The 16,620-nt window shown below is 69.7% G+C and carries 15 protein-coding genes; 6 read left to right on the top strand and 9 right to left on the bottom strand.

Annotation, left to right across the window (positions count from 1 at the left end; translation table 11 throughout):
* Window positions 1-45 precede the first annotated feature (45 nt).
* Entirely contained in the window at window positions 46-2,433 is a 2,388-nt protein-coding gene (locus tag Q0937_RS04380; protein ID WP_299300120.1) for an excinuclease ABC subunit UvrA, read from the bottom strand.
* A 93-nt stretch (window positions 2,434-2,526) separates the two neighbouring features.
* On the opposite strand from Q0937_RS04380, the gene Q0937_RS04375 reads away from it, so the two are divergent.
* Complete coding sequence (locus Q0937_RS04375; protein WP_299300118.1) at window positions 2,527-3,963, top strand: mycothione reductase; 1,437 nt, start codon at window positions 2,527-2,529, stop codon at window positions 3,961-3,963.
* Between the two features lie 68 nt (window positions 3,964-4,031).
* On the opposite strand, the gene Q0937_RS04370 is transcribed toward Q0937_RS04375, so the two are convergent.
* The gene (locus tag Q0937_RS04370; protein WP_299300116.1) at window positions 4,032-5,582 is read right to left on the bottom strand and encodes an LCP family protein; all 1,551 of its coding nucleotides are present in this window, start codon (window positions 5,580-5,582) and stop codon (window positions 4,032-4,034) included.
* 982 nt (window positions 5,583-6,564) lie between these two features.
* Here Q0937_RS04370 and Q0937_RS04365 point away from each other — a divergent pair.
* Together Q0937_RS04365 and galE are read left to right on the top strand one after the other, a co-directional pair.
* Window positions 6,565-8,025 (top strand): GuaB1 family IMP dehydrogenase-related protein, encoded by a 1,461-nt coding sequence (locus Q0937_RS04365; protein WP_299300114.1) that lies wholly within the window; start codon window positions 6,565-6,567, stop codon window positions 8,023-8,025.
* A 165-nt stretch (window positions 8,026-8,190) separates the two neighbouring features.
* Window positions 8,191-9,189, top strand: coding sequence for a UDP-glucose 4-epimerase GalE (galE, locus tag Q0937_RS04360; protein WP_299300112.1), 999 nt, complete (start codon window positions 8,191-8,193; stop codon window positions 9,187-9,189).
* A 65-nt stretch (window positions 9,190-9,254) separates the two neighbouring features.
* Here the strand turns inward: galE and ilvA are convergent, their stop codons facing one another.
* The 3 genes from ilvA to Q0937_RS04345 are packed head-to-tail and all read right to left on the bottom strand — an operon-like array spanning window position 9,255 to window position 11,391.
* Window positions 9,255-10,568 (bottom strand): threonine ammonia-lyase IlvA, encoded by a 1,314-nt coding sequence (gene ilvA, locus Q0937_RS04355; RefSeq protein ID WP_299300110.1) that lies wholly within the window; start codon window positions 10,566-10,568, stop codon window positions 9,255-9,257.
* On the bottom strand, window positions 10,565-11,077 hold the full coding sequence (gene ispF / locus Q0937_RS04350; RefSeq protein WP_299300108.1) for a 2-C-methyl-D-erythritol 2,4-cyclodiphosphate synthase: 513 nt from the start codon (window positions 11,075-11,077) through the stop codon (window positions 10,565-10,567). Before ispF ends, ilvA begins: the two co-directional genes overlap by 4 nt.
* Window positions 11,074-11,391: a PTS sugar transporter subunit IIB gene (locus Q0937_RS04345; protein WP_299300106.1), complete on the bottom strand. Its 318-nt coding sequence runs from the start codon at window positions 11,389-11,391 to the stop codon at window positions 11,074-11,076. The genes ispF and Q0937_RS04345 overlap by 4 nt, the downstream gene beginning before the upstream one ends.
* 152 nt (window positions 11,392-11,543) lie before the next feature.
* Between Q0937_RS04345 and Q0937_RS04340 the strand changes: the two genes are divergently transcribed.
* Both Q0937_RS04340 and Q0937_RS04335 read left to right on the top strand, forming a co-directional pair.
* Window positions 11,544-12,299 carry a 2-C-methyl-D-erythritol 4-phosphate cytidylyltransferase gene (locus Q0937_RS04340; RefSeq protein WP_299300104.1) on the top strand — a complete coding sequence of 252 codons (756 nt, stop codon included), beginning with the start codon at window positions 11,544-11,546 and terminating at the stop codon, window positions 12,297-12,299.
* A gap of 10 nt (window positions 12,300-12,309) precedes the next feature.
* On the top strand, window positions 12,310-12,621 hold the full coding sequence (locus tag Q0937_RS04335; RefSeq protein WP_299300102.1) for a hypothetical protein: 312 nt from the start codon (window positions 12,310-12,312) through the stop codon (window positions 12,619-12,621).
* A gap of 16 nt (window positions 12,622-12,637) precedes the next feature.
* Here the strand turns inward: Q0937_RS04335 and Q0937_RS04330 are convergent, their stop codons facing one another.
* Both Q0937_RS04330 and Q0937_RS04325 read right to left on the bottom strand, forming a co-directional pair.
* Entirely contained in the window at window positions 12,638-13,381 is a 744-nt protein-coding gene (locus Q0937_RS04330; RefSeq protein WP_299300100.1) for a 2-C-methyl-D-erythritol 4-phosphate cytidylyltransferase, read from the bottom strand.
* Window positions 13,382-13,395: 14 nt separating this feature from the next.
* The gene (locus Q0937_RS04325; protein WP_299300098.1) at window positions 13,396-13,878 is read right to left on the bottom strand and encodes a CarD family transcriptional regulator; all 483 of its coding nucleotides are present in this window, start codon (window positions 13,876-13,878) and stop codon (window positions 13,396-13,398) included.
* Window positions 13,879-14,099: 221 nt separating this feature from the next.
* Between Q0937_RS04325 and Q0937_RS04320 the strand changes: the two genes are divergently transcribed.
* Window positions 14,100-14,600, top strand: a complete 501-nt coding sequence (locus tag Q0937_RS04320; protein ID WP_299300096.1) for a hypothetical protein — start codon at window positions 14,100-14,102, stop codon at window positions 14,598-14,600.
* A 90-nt stretch (window positions 14,601-14,690) separates the two neighbouring features.
* On the opposite strand, the gene Q0937_RS04315 is transcribed toward Q0937_RS04320, so the two are convergent.
* Together Q0937_RS04315 and Q0937_RS04310 are read right to left on the bottom strand one after the other, a co-directional pair.
* On the bottom strand, window positions 14,691-15,380 hold the full coding sequence (locus tag Q0937_RS04315; protein WP_299300094.1) for a response regulator transcription factor: 690 nt from the start codon (window positions 15,378-15,380) through the stop codon (window positions 14,691-14,693).
* A gap of 1 nt (window position 15,381) precedes the next feature.
* Window positions 15,382-16,614: a cell wall metabolism sensor histidine kinase WalK gene (locus Q0937_RS04310; RefSeq protein ID WP_299300092.1), complete on the bottom strand. Its 1,233-nt coding sequence runs from the start codon at window positions 16,612-16,614 to the stop codon at window positions 15,382-15,384.
* Between the last annotated feature and the right edge of the window lie 6 nt (window positions 16,615-16,620).

Here is a 16,620-nt window from a genome sequence, read left to right as displayed (position 1 = left end):
TACGTGGGGCGGGGACGGCTCGACTGCGCGGATCGATGTGCGCGCTCAGGCGCCGACGTACTGATGCAGATGCTTCCCGGTGAGGGTCGAGGCGTCGGCGACCAGCGCGGCGGGGGAGCCCTCGAAGACGATCCGGCCGCCCTCCTGTCCGGCCCCCGGTCCCAGATCGATGAGGTGATCGGCGTGGGCCATCACCGCCTGATGATGCTCGATGACGATCACGGTCTTCCCGGAGTCCACCAGGCCGTCCAGCAGGGTGAGCAGCTGGTCCACATCGGCCAGGTGCAGGCCGGTGGTCGGCTCGTCGAGCACGTAGATCCCTCCCGTGTCGCCCATGTGCGTGGCGAGCTTGAGGCGCTGGCGCTCACCGCCCGACAGCGTCGTCAGCGGCTGGCCGATGGTGAGATAGCCGAGCCCCACCTCGTCCAGGTGGCCCAGCAACTTCGCGGCGGCCGGCACCTTCGTCTCCGCGGCGGAGAACAGCTCCCGGGCCTGGGCGACCGAGAGTGCGAGCACCTCGGCGATGTTCTTCCCCCCGAAGCGATAGTCGAGCACATCGGTGCGGAACCTCCGACCCTCGCACTCCTCGCAGGGGGCGGCGACGGTCTCCATGAAGCCGAGCTCGGTGTAGATCACCCCGGTGCCCTTGCAGACGGGGCAGGCGCCCTCGGAGTTGTTCGAGAACAGGGCGGGCTTGACCCCATTGGCCTTCGCGAACGCCTTCCGGATCGGTTCCAGCAGCCCGGTGTAGGTCGCCGGGTTGGAGCGTCGGGAGCCGCGGATCGCGGTCTGGTCCACCGCGATCACGCCGGCGTCCTTCGGCAGCGAGCCGTGCACCAGCGAGCTCTTCCCGGAACCGGCGACACCGGTGATCACGGTGAGCACCCCGAGTGGGATGTCCACGTCCACGGAGCGCAGATTGTGCTGGTCGGCACCGCGGATCTCGAGCACTCCGGAGCGCGTGCGGACCTCCTCCTTGAGCGATACCCTGCGGTCCAGGTGCGCGCCGGTCAGGGTCCCCGAGGCGCGCAGCCCGGCCAGATCCCCCTCGTACTGCACGACGCCGCCCTCGGAACCCGCCCGCGGGCCGAGATCGATGACGTGATCGGCGATCGCGATCGTCTCGGGCTTGTGCTCGACCACGAGCACCGTGTTGCCCTTGTCCCGCAGGTCCTCCAGCAGCGAGTTCATGGTCGCGATGTCATGGGGGTGCAGCCCGATCGTCGGTTCGTCGAACACATAGGTGACGTCGGTGAGCGCCGAACCGAGGTGGCGGATCATGCGGGTGCGCTGAGATTCACCCCCCGAGAGGGTGCCCGAGGGCCGGTCCAGGGAGAGATAGCCCAGGCCGATCCGCACGAAGGCGTCCAGGAGGGCGGAGAGGTTCGTCAGCAGCGGGGCGACGCTCGCGCTGCCGTGCCGCGAGCGCACAGCAGTGATCCATGCCGCGAGGTCGGTGATCTGCAGGGCGGTCGCGTCGGCGATCGAGATCCCGTCGATCCGTGAGCTGCGGGCGTGCTCAGCGAGCCGCGTCCCCTCGCAGTCCGGGCACACGATGAAGGTGACCGCCCGATCCACGAAGGCCCGCACATGCGGCTGCATCGAGTCGCGGTCCTTGGACAGCATCGACTTCTGGATCTTGGGGATCAGGCCCTCATAGGTCATGTTCGCCCCGTCGAGCTTCACCTTGGTGGGCTCCTTGTACAGGAAGTCGTGGAGCTGACGTTTGGTGAAGGACTTGATCGGCTGATCAGCCGGGAAGAAGCCGGAGGAGGCGAAGAGCTTCTCGTACCAGCCGCCGGCCGAGTACCCCGGCACCAGGAACGGACCCTCCTCGAGCGACTTGTCCTCGTCGAACAGCTCGGTGAGATCCAGATCGGTGACCTGCCCCATGCCCTCGCAGCGCGGGCACATCCCACCGACCCGGGAGTAGCTCGCCTTCTCCGCGATGGTCCTGTCACCCCTCTGCACCGTCATCGCCCCGGCGGCACTCACGCTGGGGACGTTGAAGGAATACGCGCCAGGGCCGCCGACGTGCGGCTCGGCGAGCTTGGAGAACAGGGTGCGCAGGTAGGCGTTGGCATCGGTGACGGTGCCGACGGTCGAGCGGACGTTCGCGCCCATCCGCTCCTGGTCGACGATGATCGCGGTGGTCAGGCCCTCCAGGGAGTCCACATCGGGCCGCGCCAGCTGGGGCATGAACCCCTGCACGAAGGAGCTGTAGGTCTCGTTGATCATCCGCTGCGACTCGGCGGCGATGGTACCGAACACGAGCGAGCTCTTGCCCGAGCCGGAGACCCCGGTGAAGACCGTCAGCCGCCGTTTGGGGATGTCGAGGGAGATGTCGCGGAGGTTGTTCACCCGGGCACCGCGCACGCGGATCAGATCGTGGGCATCGGCGGGATGGTGGGCGGAACGGGGCGAAGCAGACATCGAGCAGACTCCTCGGAACGCAACGGAGCGCGGACCATCCCACGCTCGCGTCATTGTGCCATCCTCGGACGCCACCCCGGCTAGCCTGGGGCGATGACCGACGTGACGCATTACGACATCGCCCTGATCGGCTCCGGCTCCGCGAATTCCTTCCCCGGCCCGGAGTTCGCAGGCCGCAGCATCGTCCAGATCGACCGCGGCGTGGGCCCGGACCACGTCTTCGGCGGCACCTGCATCAATCTCGGGTGCATCCCCACCAAGATGTTCGTGCACACTGCGAACCTCGCCCACACCCCGGCCGAAGCCGCCCGCTTCGGGCTCACCGAGCAGCTGAGCCAGGTGGACTGGCCGGCGATCCGTGACCGCATCTTCGGGCGCATCGACGCGATCTCCACCGGCGGGGAGCAGTACCGCCGCGACCATGAGGACAATGCGAACCTCACCCTGCTGCGCGGCACCGCTCGCTTCACGGGCCCGAAGACGCTCGAAGTGCGTGGGCACGACGGCGAGGGGAGTTCCGTGCAGACGATCAGCGCCGACACCATCGTGCTCGGCGCTGGATCGCGCCCGACGCTGCCGCCGATCGAGGGTCTCGCCGAGGCGGAGCCCCACACCTCCGACACCATCATGCGGATCGACCGGCTCCCGGCCTCGCTCGCGATCCTGGGCTCCGGCGTGATCGCGGTGGAGATGGCGCACGTCTTCGCCTCGTTCGGCGTGGAGGTCACCCTGATCGCCCGTTCCCAGCAGGTGCTGCGCTCCGCGGACGCGGACGTCTCCTCCCGGCTCACCCAGATCCTCGGCCAGCGGCTGCGGCTGGAGCGGGGGCTGAGCACGACCTCGGTGCGTCGCACCGCTGAGGGCATCGAGCTGCGCGGCGAGCGGGATGGCGCCGAGGTGCTGATCCAGGCCGACGAGCTGCTGGTCGCCATCGGCCGCCGCCCGAACTCGGACCTGCTGGACGTCGATGCCGCCGGCATCGACATCGCCGCCGACGGCCGGGTGGAGGTGGACGAGCACCAGCGCGTGCTCGGTGGCGGGAAGGTGCTCGAGGGGCTGTGGTCCTTCGGCGACCTCTCCAGCGCGCACCAGCTCAAGCATGTCGCCAACCATGAGCAGCGCATCGTGCGGCACAACATCCTGCACCCCGAGCAGCTGCGCCGCAGCGACACCATGCCGATCCCCAGCGGCGTGTTCACCCATCCGCAGGTCGCCTGGGTGGGGATGGACGAGGAGCAGGCCCGGCGCAGCGGTCGCACGGTGAAGGTCGCGGTCCAGGAGTACGCCTCGATCGCCTATGGCTGGGCGATGGAGGACACCACCGGGTTCACGAAGCTGATCGTCGACGCGGAGACCACCGAGATCCTCGGTGCGCACCTGATCGGTCCCGAGGCGACCACCCTCGTCCAGCTGCTGATCCAGGCGATGAGCACCGGGCAGACCGCCCGGGACATCACCGCCACCCAGTACTGGATCCACCCGGCGATGCCCGAGCTGATCGAGAACGCGCTGCTGCAGCTCGTGGACTGAGTCCGTCCCGCAGAAGAACGGCCCTGCTCACCGGACGGTGGGCAGGGCCGCTTCAGGGTGCCGGCTTCTCACTCCTCGTAGCCGGGCAGGCAGGACTTCAGCGGGTCCTTCTCGATCTCGGGTGCCGGGGAGCTCTCCTCGCCGGCCCCGGGGTCGGCGGACTCCTCCGCCGTCGACGCCTCGGCGTCGCTGCTCGGCTCCTCGCTCGGAGCGTCCTCCGTGTCCTCCGCGCTCGCGGAGCCCTCATCGGGACCGGGCGTCTGCTCCTCCTCGTCCGGGGCAGTCCCGGTCTCCGCCGGAGCAGTGGAGCCGGGCTCGGTCTCGCCGAGCACGGACTCCGGTGCGTCCTGGGTCATCGAGTCCTCGATCGAGGCATCGACCCACTGCTCGAGGTAGTCGAAGTCCGGATCACCGGAGAAGGTGACGTCCTGGGTGATCGGATAGGAGGTGAAGCCGCCGTCCTTGACCCGCAGCGCGAGGTTGACGAAGGCATCCAGGTTGCCCACCGGGATGTCCGTGACGATGTTCTCCTCGGTCGCGTTGACCAGGCGGGGAATCGACAGGGCGAGCGTCGTCGGATCCGCTTCCTCCGTGACCGCCCGCACCATGCGCTGCTGGCGGCACATGCGGTTGAAGTCATTGGAACCCTCGCGGGAGCGTGCGTACCAGAGCGCATGGAAGCCGTCGAGCTTCTGCTGCCCGGGCTCGATGTACCCGTCGATCTCGGCGGCACCGCCGCCGATCGGGATCCGGCGCTCGACGACCATGTCCACGCCGCCCAGAGCGTCCACGAGGTCCTCGAAGCCCTGCAGGTTCACCATCGCGTAATAGTCCATCTCGAGACCGAGGGTCTCCTCGACCGCCCACTGGGTCGCCGTCAGGCCCGGCTCCGGATCGTTGGGGAACAGATCACGGCGATCCTCCGCCCAGGTCCACACGGCGTTGATGAGGTTCTGATCCTGGCCGAAGTAGTCGAAGCCGTCGGGGAACGTCTCCGCGGCCACCGTCCCGTCGGGGAACTCGACGTTCTCGAGGTTGCGGGGGATCGAGAACAGCGCCGTCTGTCCGGTCGCGGTATCGATCGAGGCCACCATGATGGTGTCCGGACGGGTTCCGGTGCGGTCTGCGCCCGCGTCCTGGCCCAGCAGCATGACGTTCAGCCGCTCCGTGCTGGCCCACGGGTCCTTCCCGGAGGTGAAGGGGTGGTCGCCGCCGTCACCTCCGCCGAACACGGACTCGGAGCCGATCAGGCCCTGCAGCGCCCACAGGGACTGCACCCCGCGGCCGAACGGCACCGCGACGGCCACGACCATCAGCGCGGCCAGGGCCAGGGCGAGATAGCGCTTCGCGCCCTGGAGCCGCTCCCGAGTCGAGTGCGCGAGATTCGCGAGCACGATCTGGAGCGCCCAGACCAGTCCCACGACGCCGGCGGCGAGCATCGCGCCGATCAGCACGCCTCGATCGGTGGCCATCATCATTCCGTTGCGCAGCGGATCGCCGAGCAGCAGGAATGCCGCCACGGCGACCAGCGCGAGCAGCACCGCCGCCAGCAGCACCACACCGAGGCGGCGCAGGCGAGTGGTCACCAGCCCCGCACCGGGCAGCAGCGAGGTGAGCACGGTCCAGAACGCGACCCGCGGCAGCGAGCCGGAAGCGGCACTCTCCGAGCGGTCCTCGTCCTGGGCGGCGTCGTCGGACGCAACGGCTGACGCACTGGAGTGCGCAGTCGGCGCTCCGGCGTGCTCGGCAGAATCGCCGGAGTGCGCTGCGGAGGTGCGGGAGAGCGGCGTCTCCCGACCGGGGACGACCCTCGGCCTGTGTGCCGTCGGAGACCCGGAGGGGGACGCCGTGGCTGCTGTGGGCTCGGCGACCCGCGTCGCCGGCGAGGCCCCGACGGGCGGGGCCAGGGGAGCCGAGGTGACCGGCTCCTGTGCGGAGGCGTCGTCAGCGGTGGTCGACCAGAGGTCCTGCTCGGTGACGGGCTCTGTCGTGGCATGCCGATCAGGCGCCGACTCCCCAGAGCCGACAGCACCAGTCCCGACGGCGTCATTCCCGGCGGCGCCACCATAACCGGCGGCGCCACTTCCGACAGGACCGGTGGCTGCCGGTCCGGGGGATCCGTCGCTGCCGAGCTGGTCGAGGGGGAAGGCGGCCCGCCGGCCCCTGGGCCGGGTGGGCGGTGGCGCCGCCGGCTGCTCGAGGGATCGAGGTGGCGGCGGCTCTGCAGACCGAGCTGCGGATCGAGGAGAGTCGTCACCGCGGGCCGGGGATGCCGCAGATGCCGAGGACGCCGAGGGGGCCGAGGACGCAGTAGGCGCGGACGGCGCTGAATCCGAGGATCCGCCGAGCCAGCTGCGCTTGGGATTGGGGGTGCCGAAGGCGGCATCGCGATTTCTGCGCGCCTCCTCGGGGGGAAGCGGTGTCGAAGGGGCGCGTCGGACCGGTTGCTGATGTCTGCCGGACCGACGGCGCCTGCGCCGTGAGGCTGAGGGCGGGTCCGTCATGCGCTACATCCTAGGAGCATGACGCTGGATGGTCATGCACCAGCCTGTGAGAACTTCGTGGAGGTGGGGCTGATGGGGCCAGCCGTATCCTGGCCGCATGCGTCTGATCCACACTCCGTCGACCGACCTCACCTACGACGACTGCTTCTTCCTGCCGGCACGTTCCGCGATCACCTCGCGCTTCGACGTCGACCTCAGCAGCGATGACGGCACCGGGACCACGATCCCGCTGATCGCCGCGAATATGACCGCCGTCACCGGGAGGCGCATGGCCGAGGTGATGGCACGGCGTGGTGGCCTCGCGGTGCTGCCCCAGGATCTCTCCCCGGAGCGGATCACCTCGATCGTGCGCTCGGTGAAATCCCGCGACCTGATGGTGGACCACCCGCTCACCCTCACCGTCACCGGCACCCTCGGCCAGGCCGCTGATCTGCTGCCCAAGCGGCCCCACGGCATCGTGGTGGTGGTCGACGAGCAGCGTCGCCCGCTCGGCACCATCTCCGCGGAGGAGATCGCCGGGCGTGACTCGTTCTCCGAGGTCGGCGAGGTGCTCAGCGAAGACGTGCCGATCCTGCACCCGGGCGACCTCGAGGTGAGCCCTGCACAGCTGCACGGCAGGATCGCTGCGACCCACCACGACGCCGCAGTCGTGGTGGATGAGGACGGGGTGCTGCGCGGGGTGCTCACCGCCACCGGGGTGCTGCGCTCGACCATCTACCACCCGGCGGCCGATGCCGAGGGCAGGCTGCGGATCGCGGTCGCCGTCGGCGTCAATGCCGATGTCGCCGCCAGGGTCCGTGAGCTGGTCGCCGTCGGGGTCGATGTGATCGTGCTGGACACCGCCCACGGGCACCAGGACAAGATGATCGACGCGCTCCGTCTCGCCCGCGAGGCGCTCGGGCCCCGCGAGGGCACCGCGGTGCGCCTGGCCGCGGGCAACATCGTCACCGCTGAGGGCACCCGCGAGCTGATCGAGGCCGGCGCCGACATCGTCAAGGTGGGAGTCGGGCCGGGCGCCATGTGCACCACCCGGATGATGACGGGCGTGGGCAGGCCCCAGTTCTCCGCCGTGCTGGAATGCGCCGCAGAGGCTCGCCGGCTGGGCGGACGCGTCTGGGCCGACGGCGGAGTGCGTCGCCCGCGCGATGTCGCGCTCGCGCTCGCCGCAGGAGCGTCCAACGTGATGATCGGCTCCTGGTTCGCGGGCACCTATGAGTCGCCCGGCCAGATGCGCACCGATGAGGCCGGGCGCCGCTACAAGGAGTCCTTCGGCATGGCCTCCAAGCGCGCGGTGTCCCACCGCACCGCCCATGAGGATGCCTTCGCGCGTGCTCGCAAGGGTCTGTTCGAGGAGGGCATCTCCACCTCGCGCATGTACCTCACCGAAGGAAAGGGCGGCGTCGAGGATCTGCTCGACGAGATCACCGCCGGGGTGCGCTCCTCCTACACCTATGCGGGAGCGGCCAGCACCGAGGAGTTCCGCGAGCGGGCAGTGATCGGGCTGCAGGGTGCCGCAGGGTTCAACGAGGGCCGCCCGCTCTCGAGCTCCTGGAGCTGACCGCCAGGGGCTCGCACCGCGACCCGCGACCGTCCACCTCCGCGAATCGCCCGCCGAGAGCACCGAAATCCCTCCCCAGAGGGGGACAACCGTGTTCTCGGCGACGACTCGTCGGCGTGTCGTGCCCGTGAGCGTCACCTGATCCCAGCCCGGTAGGATCCACCCATGACGACTCTTGTGATCGGTGGCGCCGGATATATCGGATCGCACGTGGTGCGACTCCTGCTCGAACAGGGGCAGAAGGTGGTCGTGGTCGACAACCTCTCCACCGGTCTGCGACAGCGCACCGAGGGCGCCGAGCTCATCGAGCTCGACGTGACCCTCCCGGACGCGCGCGAGAAGCTCGCCTTCCAGATGCGGGCCAGCGGCGCGGACTCCGTGATCCACTTCGCCGCGCACAAGCAGGTGGGCGAATCCGTCGCCAATCCCGAGATGTACTGGCATGACAACATCGGTGGCCTCGCCAATGTGCTCTCCGCCTGCGCGAGCGCCGACGTGCGCGACGTGGTGTTCTCCTCCTCCGCCGCGGTGTACGGCATGCCGGACGTGGACCTCGTCACCGAGGATCTCGCCCCGCAGCCCATCAACCCCTACGGCGCGACCAAGTACGTGGGGGAGTGGATGCTCGCCGATGCCGAGCACGCCCACGACATGCGCACCGTCGCTCTGCGGTACTTCAACGTGGCTGGTGCGGGCTGGCCCGAGCTGGCCGACACCGCGGTGATGAACCTGGTGCCGATCGTGCTGGACCGGCTCGAGCAGGGGAAGGCACCGATCGTGTTCGGCGACAGCTATGACACCCCTGATGGCACCTGCATCCGCGACTATGTGCATGTGCTCGACCTCGCCCACGCGCATATCGCCGCCCTGGACTACCTGCGCGGCGAGGAGCGTCCCCACCGGACCTTCAACGTCGGCACCGGCGAGGGATCGAGCGTGCTCGAGGTGATCGACGCGATCGCCCGGGCCAAGGGCATCGAGATCACTCCCGAGATCGGAGCTCCGCGCGCCGGGGACCCGGCACGGCTGATCTGCTCCGGCGACCGCATCGCCCAGACCCTCGGCTGGAAGTCCGAGCACGGCCTGGACGACATCGTGCGCTCCGCCGTCGAGGCCCGCTCGGCGATGATCGCCCCGGATGTCGAGGCCTACCCCGAGGTCTGATCCGCGCCGCGGGCGCGGGCGGTGGCCCGGCGGGGAGTCCTCGGGGAGAGGCCGCACCGCGTCGCTCAGGTGAGATAGCGGTAGATCGGGTCCTCGGGATCGACCCGCTCGATCTCCATGTTCGAGGCTGCCATGCGTGCCATCAGCGGCTCGAGATCCGTGCGGCTCCCGATCTCCACACCCACCAGAGCCGGCCCCGACTCGCGGTTGTTGCGCTTGATGTAGTCGAACAGCACGATGTCGTCGTTCGGCCCGAGCACCCGATCCAGGAAACGGCGCAGCGCGCCCGGCTCCTGGGGGAAAGTCACCAGGAAGTAGTGCTTGAGCCCCTCGTGCACGAGGGAGCGCTCGACCACCTCGTTGTACCGCGAGACGTCGTTGTTGCCTCCGGAGACGATCACGATCACGTCTCCGGTCTCCTCCTGCGGGTCCATGGCGCCGTGCGCGGCGCGGCCCAGGTGCTCGATCGCACCGGTGGCCACTGCGGTCGCGGCGAGCGCACCTGCTGGTTCGGAGATGATGCCCTCGACCTGGTAGAGCTGGAGCATCTCGGTGCAGACCGCGCCCTCGTCGACCGAGAGCAGCTCCGGGGTGATCGCCTGCGCCATGCGGAGCGGAGCGGCACCCACGCGGCGCACCGCTGCACCGTCCACGAAGCGGTCCATCTCGTGCAGCGTCACAGGTCGTCCTGCGCGCATCGCGGCCGCCATCGAGACGGCACCGGCGGGCTCCACCCCGACGATCCGCGTCGAGGGACTGCGCTCCCGCAGCCAGGCTCCGCAGCCGCCCAGCAAGCCGCCCCCGCCCACGGGCAGCACCATCGTTCCCAGCTCGCGGCCGTGCTCGGTGCGCAGCTGCTCCGCGGCCTCGAGAGCGACAGTCCCTTGGCCGGCCATGATCACCGGATGATCGAACGGGGGGACCTGCGTCGCGCCGGTGCGCTCGGCATCGTCCGCGGCGGCTTCTGCGGCATCGTCGAAGGTGTCCCCGATCAGAACCAGCTCGACCATGTCACCGCCGAGCGCGATGATCCGCTCGCGCTTCTGTCGCGGTGTGGAGCCCGGTACATAGATGCGGCCGAGGATGCCGAGGGCGCGGCAGGCCTGCGCCACGCCCTGGGCATGGTTGCCCGCGCTCGCTGCGACCACCCCGGCCTCCCGTGACGCCTGGTCCAGGGAGTCGAGGAAGAGATGCGCGCCGCGCAGCTTGTAGGAGCGCACGGACTGCAGGTCCTCGCGTTTGAGCCAGACCGTGGCCCCGGCCAGCTCGCTCAGACGCCAGCTGTGCTCGAGCGGGGTGCGGCGCAGCACCGGGGCAAGCCGCTCAGCGGCGGCCTCCACGTCCTCCGCGCTCACGGGCAGTGCAGTCTTCTCGCTCATGATCGCCCATTCTCCACGGAGACGACGAGCGCCGTCGCCATCGCTGCCACGCCCTCTCCACGTCCGGTGAGCCCGAGACCGTCCGAGGTGCTGCCGGAGACGGACACCGGCGCCCCGGCCGCCTCGCTCATCACCCTGCAGGCCTCGTCGCGGCGCCCCGAGAGGCGCGGGCTGTTGCCGATGACCTGCACGGAGATGTTGCCGATCGTGAAGCCGGCCGCGCGCACCAGGCGCGCCGCCTCTCCCAGCAGACGGACACCGGAGGCGCCTTCCCAATCAGGCCGGTCCACCCCGAAGTGCGTTCCCAGGTCACCGATCCCGGCGGCCGAGAACAAGGCATCGCAGGCCGCATGGCAGGCGACGTCCGCATCGGAGTGACCGGCCAGGCCTCTCTCCCCGTCCCAGCGCAGGCCCGCGACCCACAGCTCACGCCCGGACCCTGCCGGTGCGAAGGCATGGACATCCACCCCGGTCCCGACTCGTGGCAGGGGAGCGGTCCGCGGAGTCATCGGGTGCCGTCCTCCTCGCCGGGGCTGCGGGGAGCGATCCGCTCGAGCAGGCGGTCGATGTCGTCGTAGGTCACCCGGGGGTTGGTCCCCAGCAGCAAGGGCATCCCGGAGACCCGGGGGATGCCGAGGGCATCCGGCAGGTCGACCGTGCTGACCACGAGGTCTGCGCGGAAGTCGGGGGAGAGCAGGTCCATGACGGTGGCCTGGACGACCTGGATCTGTCGGCCGCCGGCGGTGAGATGCTCACGCACCTGCTCCGCGATCAGTGCGGAGGTGGCGATTCCGGCGCCGCACACGATGGCGATGGTGAGCATTCGAACTCCTGAGCTGTGGGTCGTGATGACCAGTGGCCCGACGACATGAAAGGGCTGTCGGGTGGGGGACCGGCGGGCACCGGCGAGGGTCGATTCTGTCACGTCCTCGCTGGGTGATCCACGGGAGGTCCGCGGCCGTCTACGATGCCAGCGTGACCCATCCCCGACGCCTGCGCACTCCCCGTCCGCTCGGGCGGGCGGCCGGAGTGGTGCTCGCCGGAGGGTCGGGCACTCGCGTGGGTGCCGGTATCAACAAGGCGTTCCTGCCTTTGGCGGGGCGCAGCATCGCAGGTTGGGGACTGAACACGCTCGCGGCCGTCGAAGGAATCGGGATCCTGGTGTTCGTGGTGCGGCCGGATGATCTCGAGCACGCCCGTTTCGTGGATTCCCGCGAGACGGAGCATCCGCTGGAGATCATCACCGGCGGGGAGACCCGCCAGGAATCCGAGCTGCTCGCACTGCGTCATCTCGCGGATCGCATCGACTCCGGGGCGGTGGACACGGTGCTGATCCACGATGCCGCTCGCCCGCTGGTCTCCCACGGCCTGGTCTCGGCGGTGCTCCACGCGGCACGGGAGAGCGGCGGGGCGGTCCCCGGCATCCCCGCCCTGGACATCGCCTCCGCGGGACCGGGACAGACCTTGGCGGCCGGCACCGATCTGCGAAAGGAATCCCTGGTGAGGGTGCAGACCCCGCAGGGATTCCACGCCGCCACGATCCTGAACGCCTACGAGGCCGCCGCCCGGGACGGCTTCGTCGGCACCGACACCGCCTCCTGCGCCGAGGAGTACACCGACATCCCGGTGACCTGGGTGCGCGGCGAGGAGACGAACTTCAAGATCACCTACGCCCAGGACCTGCTGCTGGCCCAGGACGTCGTCAGCGCGCTAGGTTTGAGGACAGGGTGAGGAGGAGTCGATGAACGTCGAGGAGAGCTACCTCCGCTGCACTGCCTGCGATCAGGAGGCGGAGCACGTGGTCGTCTACGCCGGCAGGTTCGTGTCCCAGATCCAGTGCACCGGCTGCGGAGCCGTGACCAGGCTGGATGTGTCGGACGACTATCTGCCGGATCTCCGCCAGCGCATCTCCAGCAAGCCGCGGCGACTCATGCGACGCCTGCGCCGGGACCCGGGGGAGCTCGCCACGAGCCTGCCGGTGCGCACGCTGTCCAAGCCGGGTCGGATGGCCGCGGAGTTCCGGACCGTCTGGCGCAGCCGCCGCGGCCGCTGAGCTGCCGCGCCGCCTCTCAGCCGCGTCGAGAGATGCCGTGCCGGTGAGAGGTGTCCCGGGCCAGGCCCAGGGAGATCTGCGCCTGCCACAGGGTCAGTCGGTCCCGGACCGCGAAACCGGAGTGGGAGCCCTGCACGGTGCGCACCTGGGCCCCGCTCTCGATCGCCTCGAGGATCTCGTCGAAGCGATCGTGCTCGGGCCCCGCCTCGAGGGTTCCTGCCGAGGCTGCCGGTTCCAGCACCTGCTCCAGCAGCTCGCGCCGCAGCAGCCGGGGGCTCTGCAGCCCGGCCAGGGTGGTGCGATCGATGTTCCGCAGGCCCTCGGGCCGGACCTCCTTGACCGAATCGGTCAGCGCGATCACGGGCACCACGGCGTCGATGCCGTCCTCGAGAGCGGAGAGCACCTCGGTGACCACGGCGGGCGGAGTGAGCGCGCGCTCCGCGTCATGGAGCAGCAGCAGGTCCTCGTCGGTGCGCTCGAGCACCGTGCGCAGTGCGCTGCGGCGACCGCCGGTGACCGAGACCACGGGAATGCGAGGATCGAGCGCGGCACGCAGCTGCGGCGCGGAATCGTCGGTGGAGACCACCAAGGGCATCGGGAGCCCGAGTCCGTGGAGGGTGCCGAGCAGCCGGTTGATCAGCCGTGAACCACCGAGCAGCTCGAGGCATGGGGTCGCCGCACCGCGGGTGAGACCTGGTGCGGGGGGAGCCAGGGCGAGGACGACGGGCCGCACTGCGGCGGCGCTCGGGAGGGGCGGCACGTGGGGCAGGGGGCTCAGGAGGCGAGGACCTCGTCGAGGATCGACTCGGCGCTGGCCTCGTCGGTCTTCTCTGCGAGCGCGAGCTCGGAGACCAGGATCTGACGGGCCTTGGACAGCATCCGCTTCTCGCCGGCGGAGAGCCCGCGGTCCTGATCGCGGCGCCACAGATCGCGGACGACCTCGGACACCTTCTTGACGTCCCCGGAGGCCAGCTTCTCGACGTTCGCCTTGTAGCGACGCGACCAGTTGGTGGGCTCCTCCGTGTAGGGCTGACGCAGCACCTCGAAGACCTCCTCGAGTCCCTCCTTGTCCACCACGTCGCGCACCCCCACGAGATCGACGTTATCGGCGGGGACCTCGATGGTCAGATCTCCCTGGGCGACCTTCAGCTTGAGGTAGGTGCGATCCTCCCCCTTGATGGTGCGGGTCTTGACCTCTTCGATGAGCGCGGCACCGTGGTGCGGGTAGACGACGGTCTCGCCGACTGCAAAATTCATGTGGTGGGTCCCCTTTCCGCCGATCAGTCTAGCACCGGGGGGTCATGCTAAAATGCCCACCGACCTGCCCGCTGACCTGCCGGAGCGCTCCCCCGGAATGTCTCGCATCGACGCGGTCGCACCGCGTCGCAGCGGACCGCGCGGGGCCTGCGGTGAGGTAACCTGTCAGAGCTGTCCCCAGAACGTCTGTGCCGCGCTCCGGCACCGAAGAGGAGTCCTCCGTGCGCCGTCCCCGCCGTCTCGTGCTCTCCGCCGCCGCCATGGGCCTGGCGCTCGCGGCCACCGGCTGCACGTACTTCAGCCCGGTGCAGACCCACGACTTCTATCAGGCCGCTGACGGCACCAACGCCAACCTCGAGCAGGACGGCGCCCTCTTCGCCGGCGTGCGCAACGCCGTGCTGGTCATCGGAGAGGACGGCACCCCGGTGTTCTCCTCGACGGTCGTGAACTACTCCGATGAGGAGATCACGGTCGAGGTCGAGGGCAGCGCCGAGGGCAGTGCCATCTTCTCCGCCCAGGTGCAGGTCCCCGCGCACGGTGTCGTCGAGCTCGGTCCCAGCGAGGGCCAGCAGCTCGTCCCGGTCGGTGCGGTGAACGTCGTGACCGGCACGATCCTCAGCCTCGATGTGACTGCTGGCGACCAGACGACCACGATCTCCCTGCCCACGCTCGACGACAGCCTGGGCTACTACGACTTCGAGCAGCCGGCGGCCGAGGGCTGAGCCCCGGCCCGATCGCTCCCACCCTCTGGGAGGCGAAACGCCCCGCAGCCGTGGCTGCGGGGCGTCTCGCGTCCTGCCGTCCGGGGTGGCTCAGCTCCCCGATTCGAACTTGTATCCCAGCCCTCGCACGGTCACCAGGTGCACGGGGTTCCTGGGGTCGTCCTCGATCTTGGCACGCAGCCGCTTGACGTGCACATCGAGGGTCTTGGTGTCGCCGACATAGTTGGCACCCCACACCCGGTCGATGAGCTGCCCGCGGGTGAGCACGCGGTCGACGTTGCGCAGCAGCATCTCCAACAGCTCGAACTCCTTGAGCGGCAGCGCGACCTCGGTGCCGCGCACCTCGACCACATGACGCTCGACGTCCATCATGATGACGCCGGCGCTGAGGGTGGTGTCCTCCTCCGACTCGGCGGAGTCCTGGCCTCGGCGGAGCACCGCCTTGATCCGGGCCAGCAGCTCACGGGAGGAGTAGGGCTTGGTCACGTAGTCGTCGGCGCCCAGCTCGAGGCCGAGGACCTTGTCGAACTCGTCGTCCTTGGCGGTGAGCATGATGACCGGCACCGTCGAGGTGCGGCGGATCTCCCGGCACACCTCGGTGCCGCTCATGCCGGGCAGCATCAGGTCCAGCAGCACGAGGTCGGCACCGTGCGCGGTGAAGATACGAAGTCCGTCGGTGCCGGTGTCGGCGACGGCGACCTCGTAGCCCTCCTTCCGCAGCGAGTACGAGAGGGGGTCCGAGAAGGACTCCTCGTCCTCCACGATCAGGATTCGCGTCATGTCATTCTCCCTTTCCCGACCCATGGTGAGTCATCGAGGCGTGTGCGGTGCTATGGGGGTCATCTGCCGTGCGGGCGTCGACCGTGATGGTCTCGGTCCGGCCCATCTCCGGCAGTCGGAGCGTGAACGTCGATCCCTGCCCCGGCAGCGACCAGGCGGTGACCTCGCCGCCGTGGTCGCTCGCGATGTGCTTGACGATCGCGAGGCCCAGACCGGAGCCTCCGGTGGACCGGGATCGGGCCCGGTCGACGCGGAAGAACCGTTCGAAGACCCGCTCGAGGTTCTCCTTGGAGATGCCGATGCCCTGGTCCTTGACGGAGATCTCGACCATGCCATGATCGCGGCGCACGGACACCCCGACCCGGGTGTGCGGATCGGAGTAGGTGATCGCGTTGGAGATCAGATTGGACAGCGCCGTGGTGAGCATGGCGGGGGATCCGAAGACGGTCAGCCCGGGTGTTCCGCCGACGCTGACCTGGATCTTCGAGCCCAGGCCGAAGTTCCGGTTCAGCGCCACCGCCTCGTCGATCACCTCGTCGATCTCGACCGGTTCGGCATCGGGCAGAGCGGAGCCGCCCTGCACCCGCGAGAGCTCGATGATCTCTTTGACCAGGTGCGACAGCCGTCGAGACTCCGTCTGCATCCGTTCGGCGAAGCGGCGCACGGCGTCCGGATCCTCGGCGGCGTCCTCCATCGTCTCCGCCAGCAGGGTGATGGCGCCGACGGGGGTCTTCAGCTCGTGGGACACATTGGCCACGAAGTCGCGACGGGTCTCCTCGACCCGCACCGCGCGGGTGAGGTCGTCGGCCAGCAGCAGCGCCCCATGCTCCCCGAGGGCCCCGATGCGCACGTCGATCACGGCATCGGAATCACCCTGCGCCGTGCGGCGCAGGCTGAGTCGCTCATCGCGGAACCCGCCGTTGCGGCCCACGTCGGCCGCGAGCGCCATCAGCTCGGCGCTCGCCAGCCGGGGGTAGTCCCCTTCGGAGGCGCGCACGATGCCATAGGAGTAGGCCAGCGGAGACGCGCGCAGCACGTCGCCGCTGGAGTCGAGGACGACATAGGCGGAGGAGAGGATCGCGAGGACCTCCTCCGTGGCCTCGGGGACGTTCTGGCCCGTGGCGGCCGTCGGCTCGGTGCGGCGCCGCTGCGGCGAGGCGAGCGCGAGCATCGCGGCGACGCCGATCACCAGACCGATCGCGCCGGCGAGCACGAGGAGCGCAGACAGGGGCACCCGTAC

It is taken from the genome of uncultured Brachybacterium sp. (assembly GCF_947500705.1).
In the GTDB taxonomy this organism is placed as follows: Bacteria; Actinomycetota; Actinomycetes; order Actinomycetales; family Dermabacteraceae; genus Brachybacterium.
Note: the sequence above shows the minus strand (reverse complement) of the source record. Positions and strands in the feature narration are given on the sequence as shown.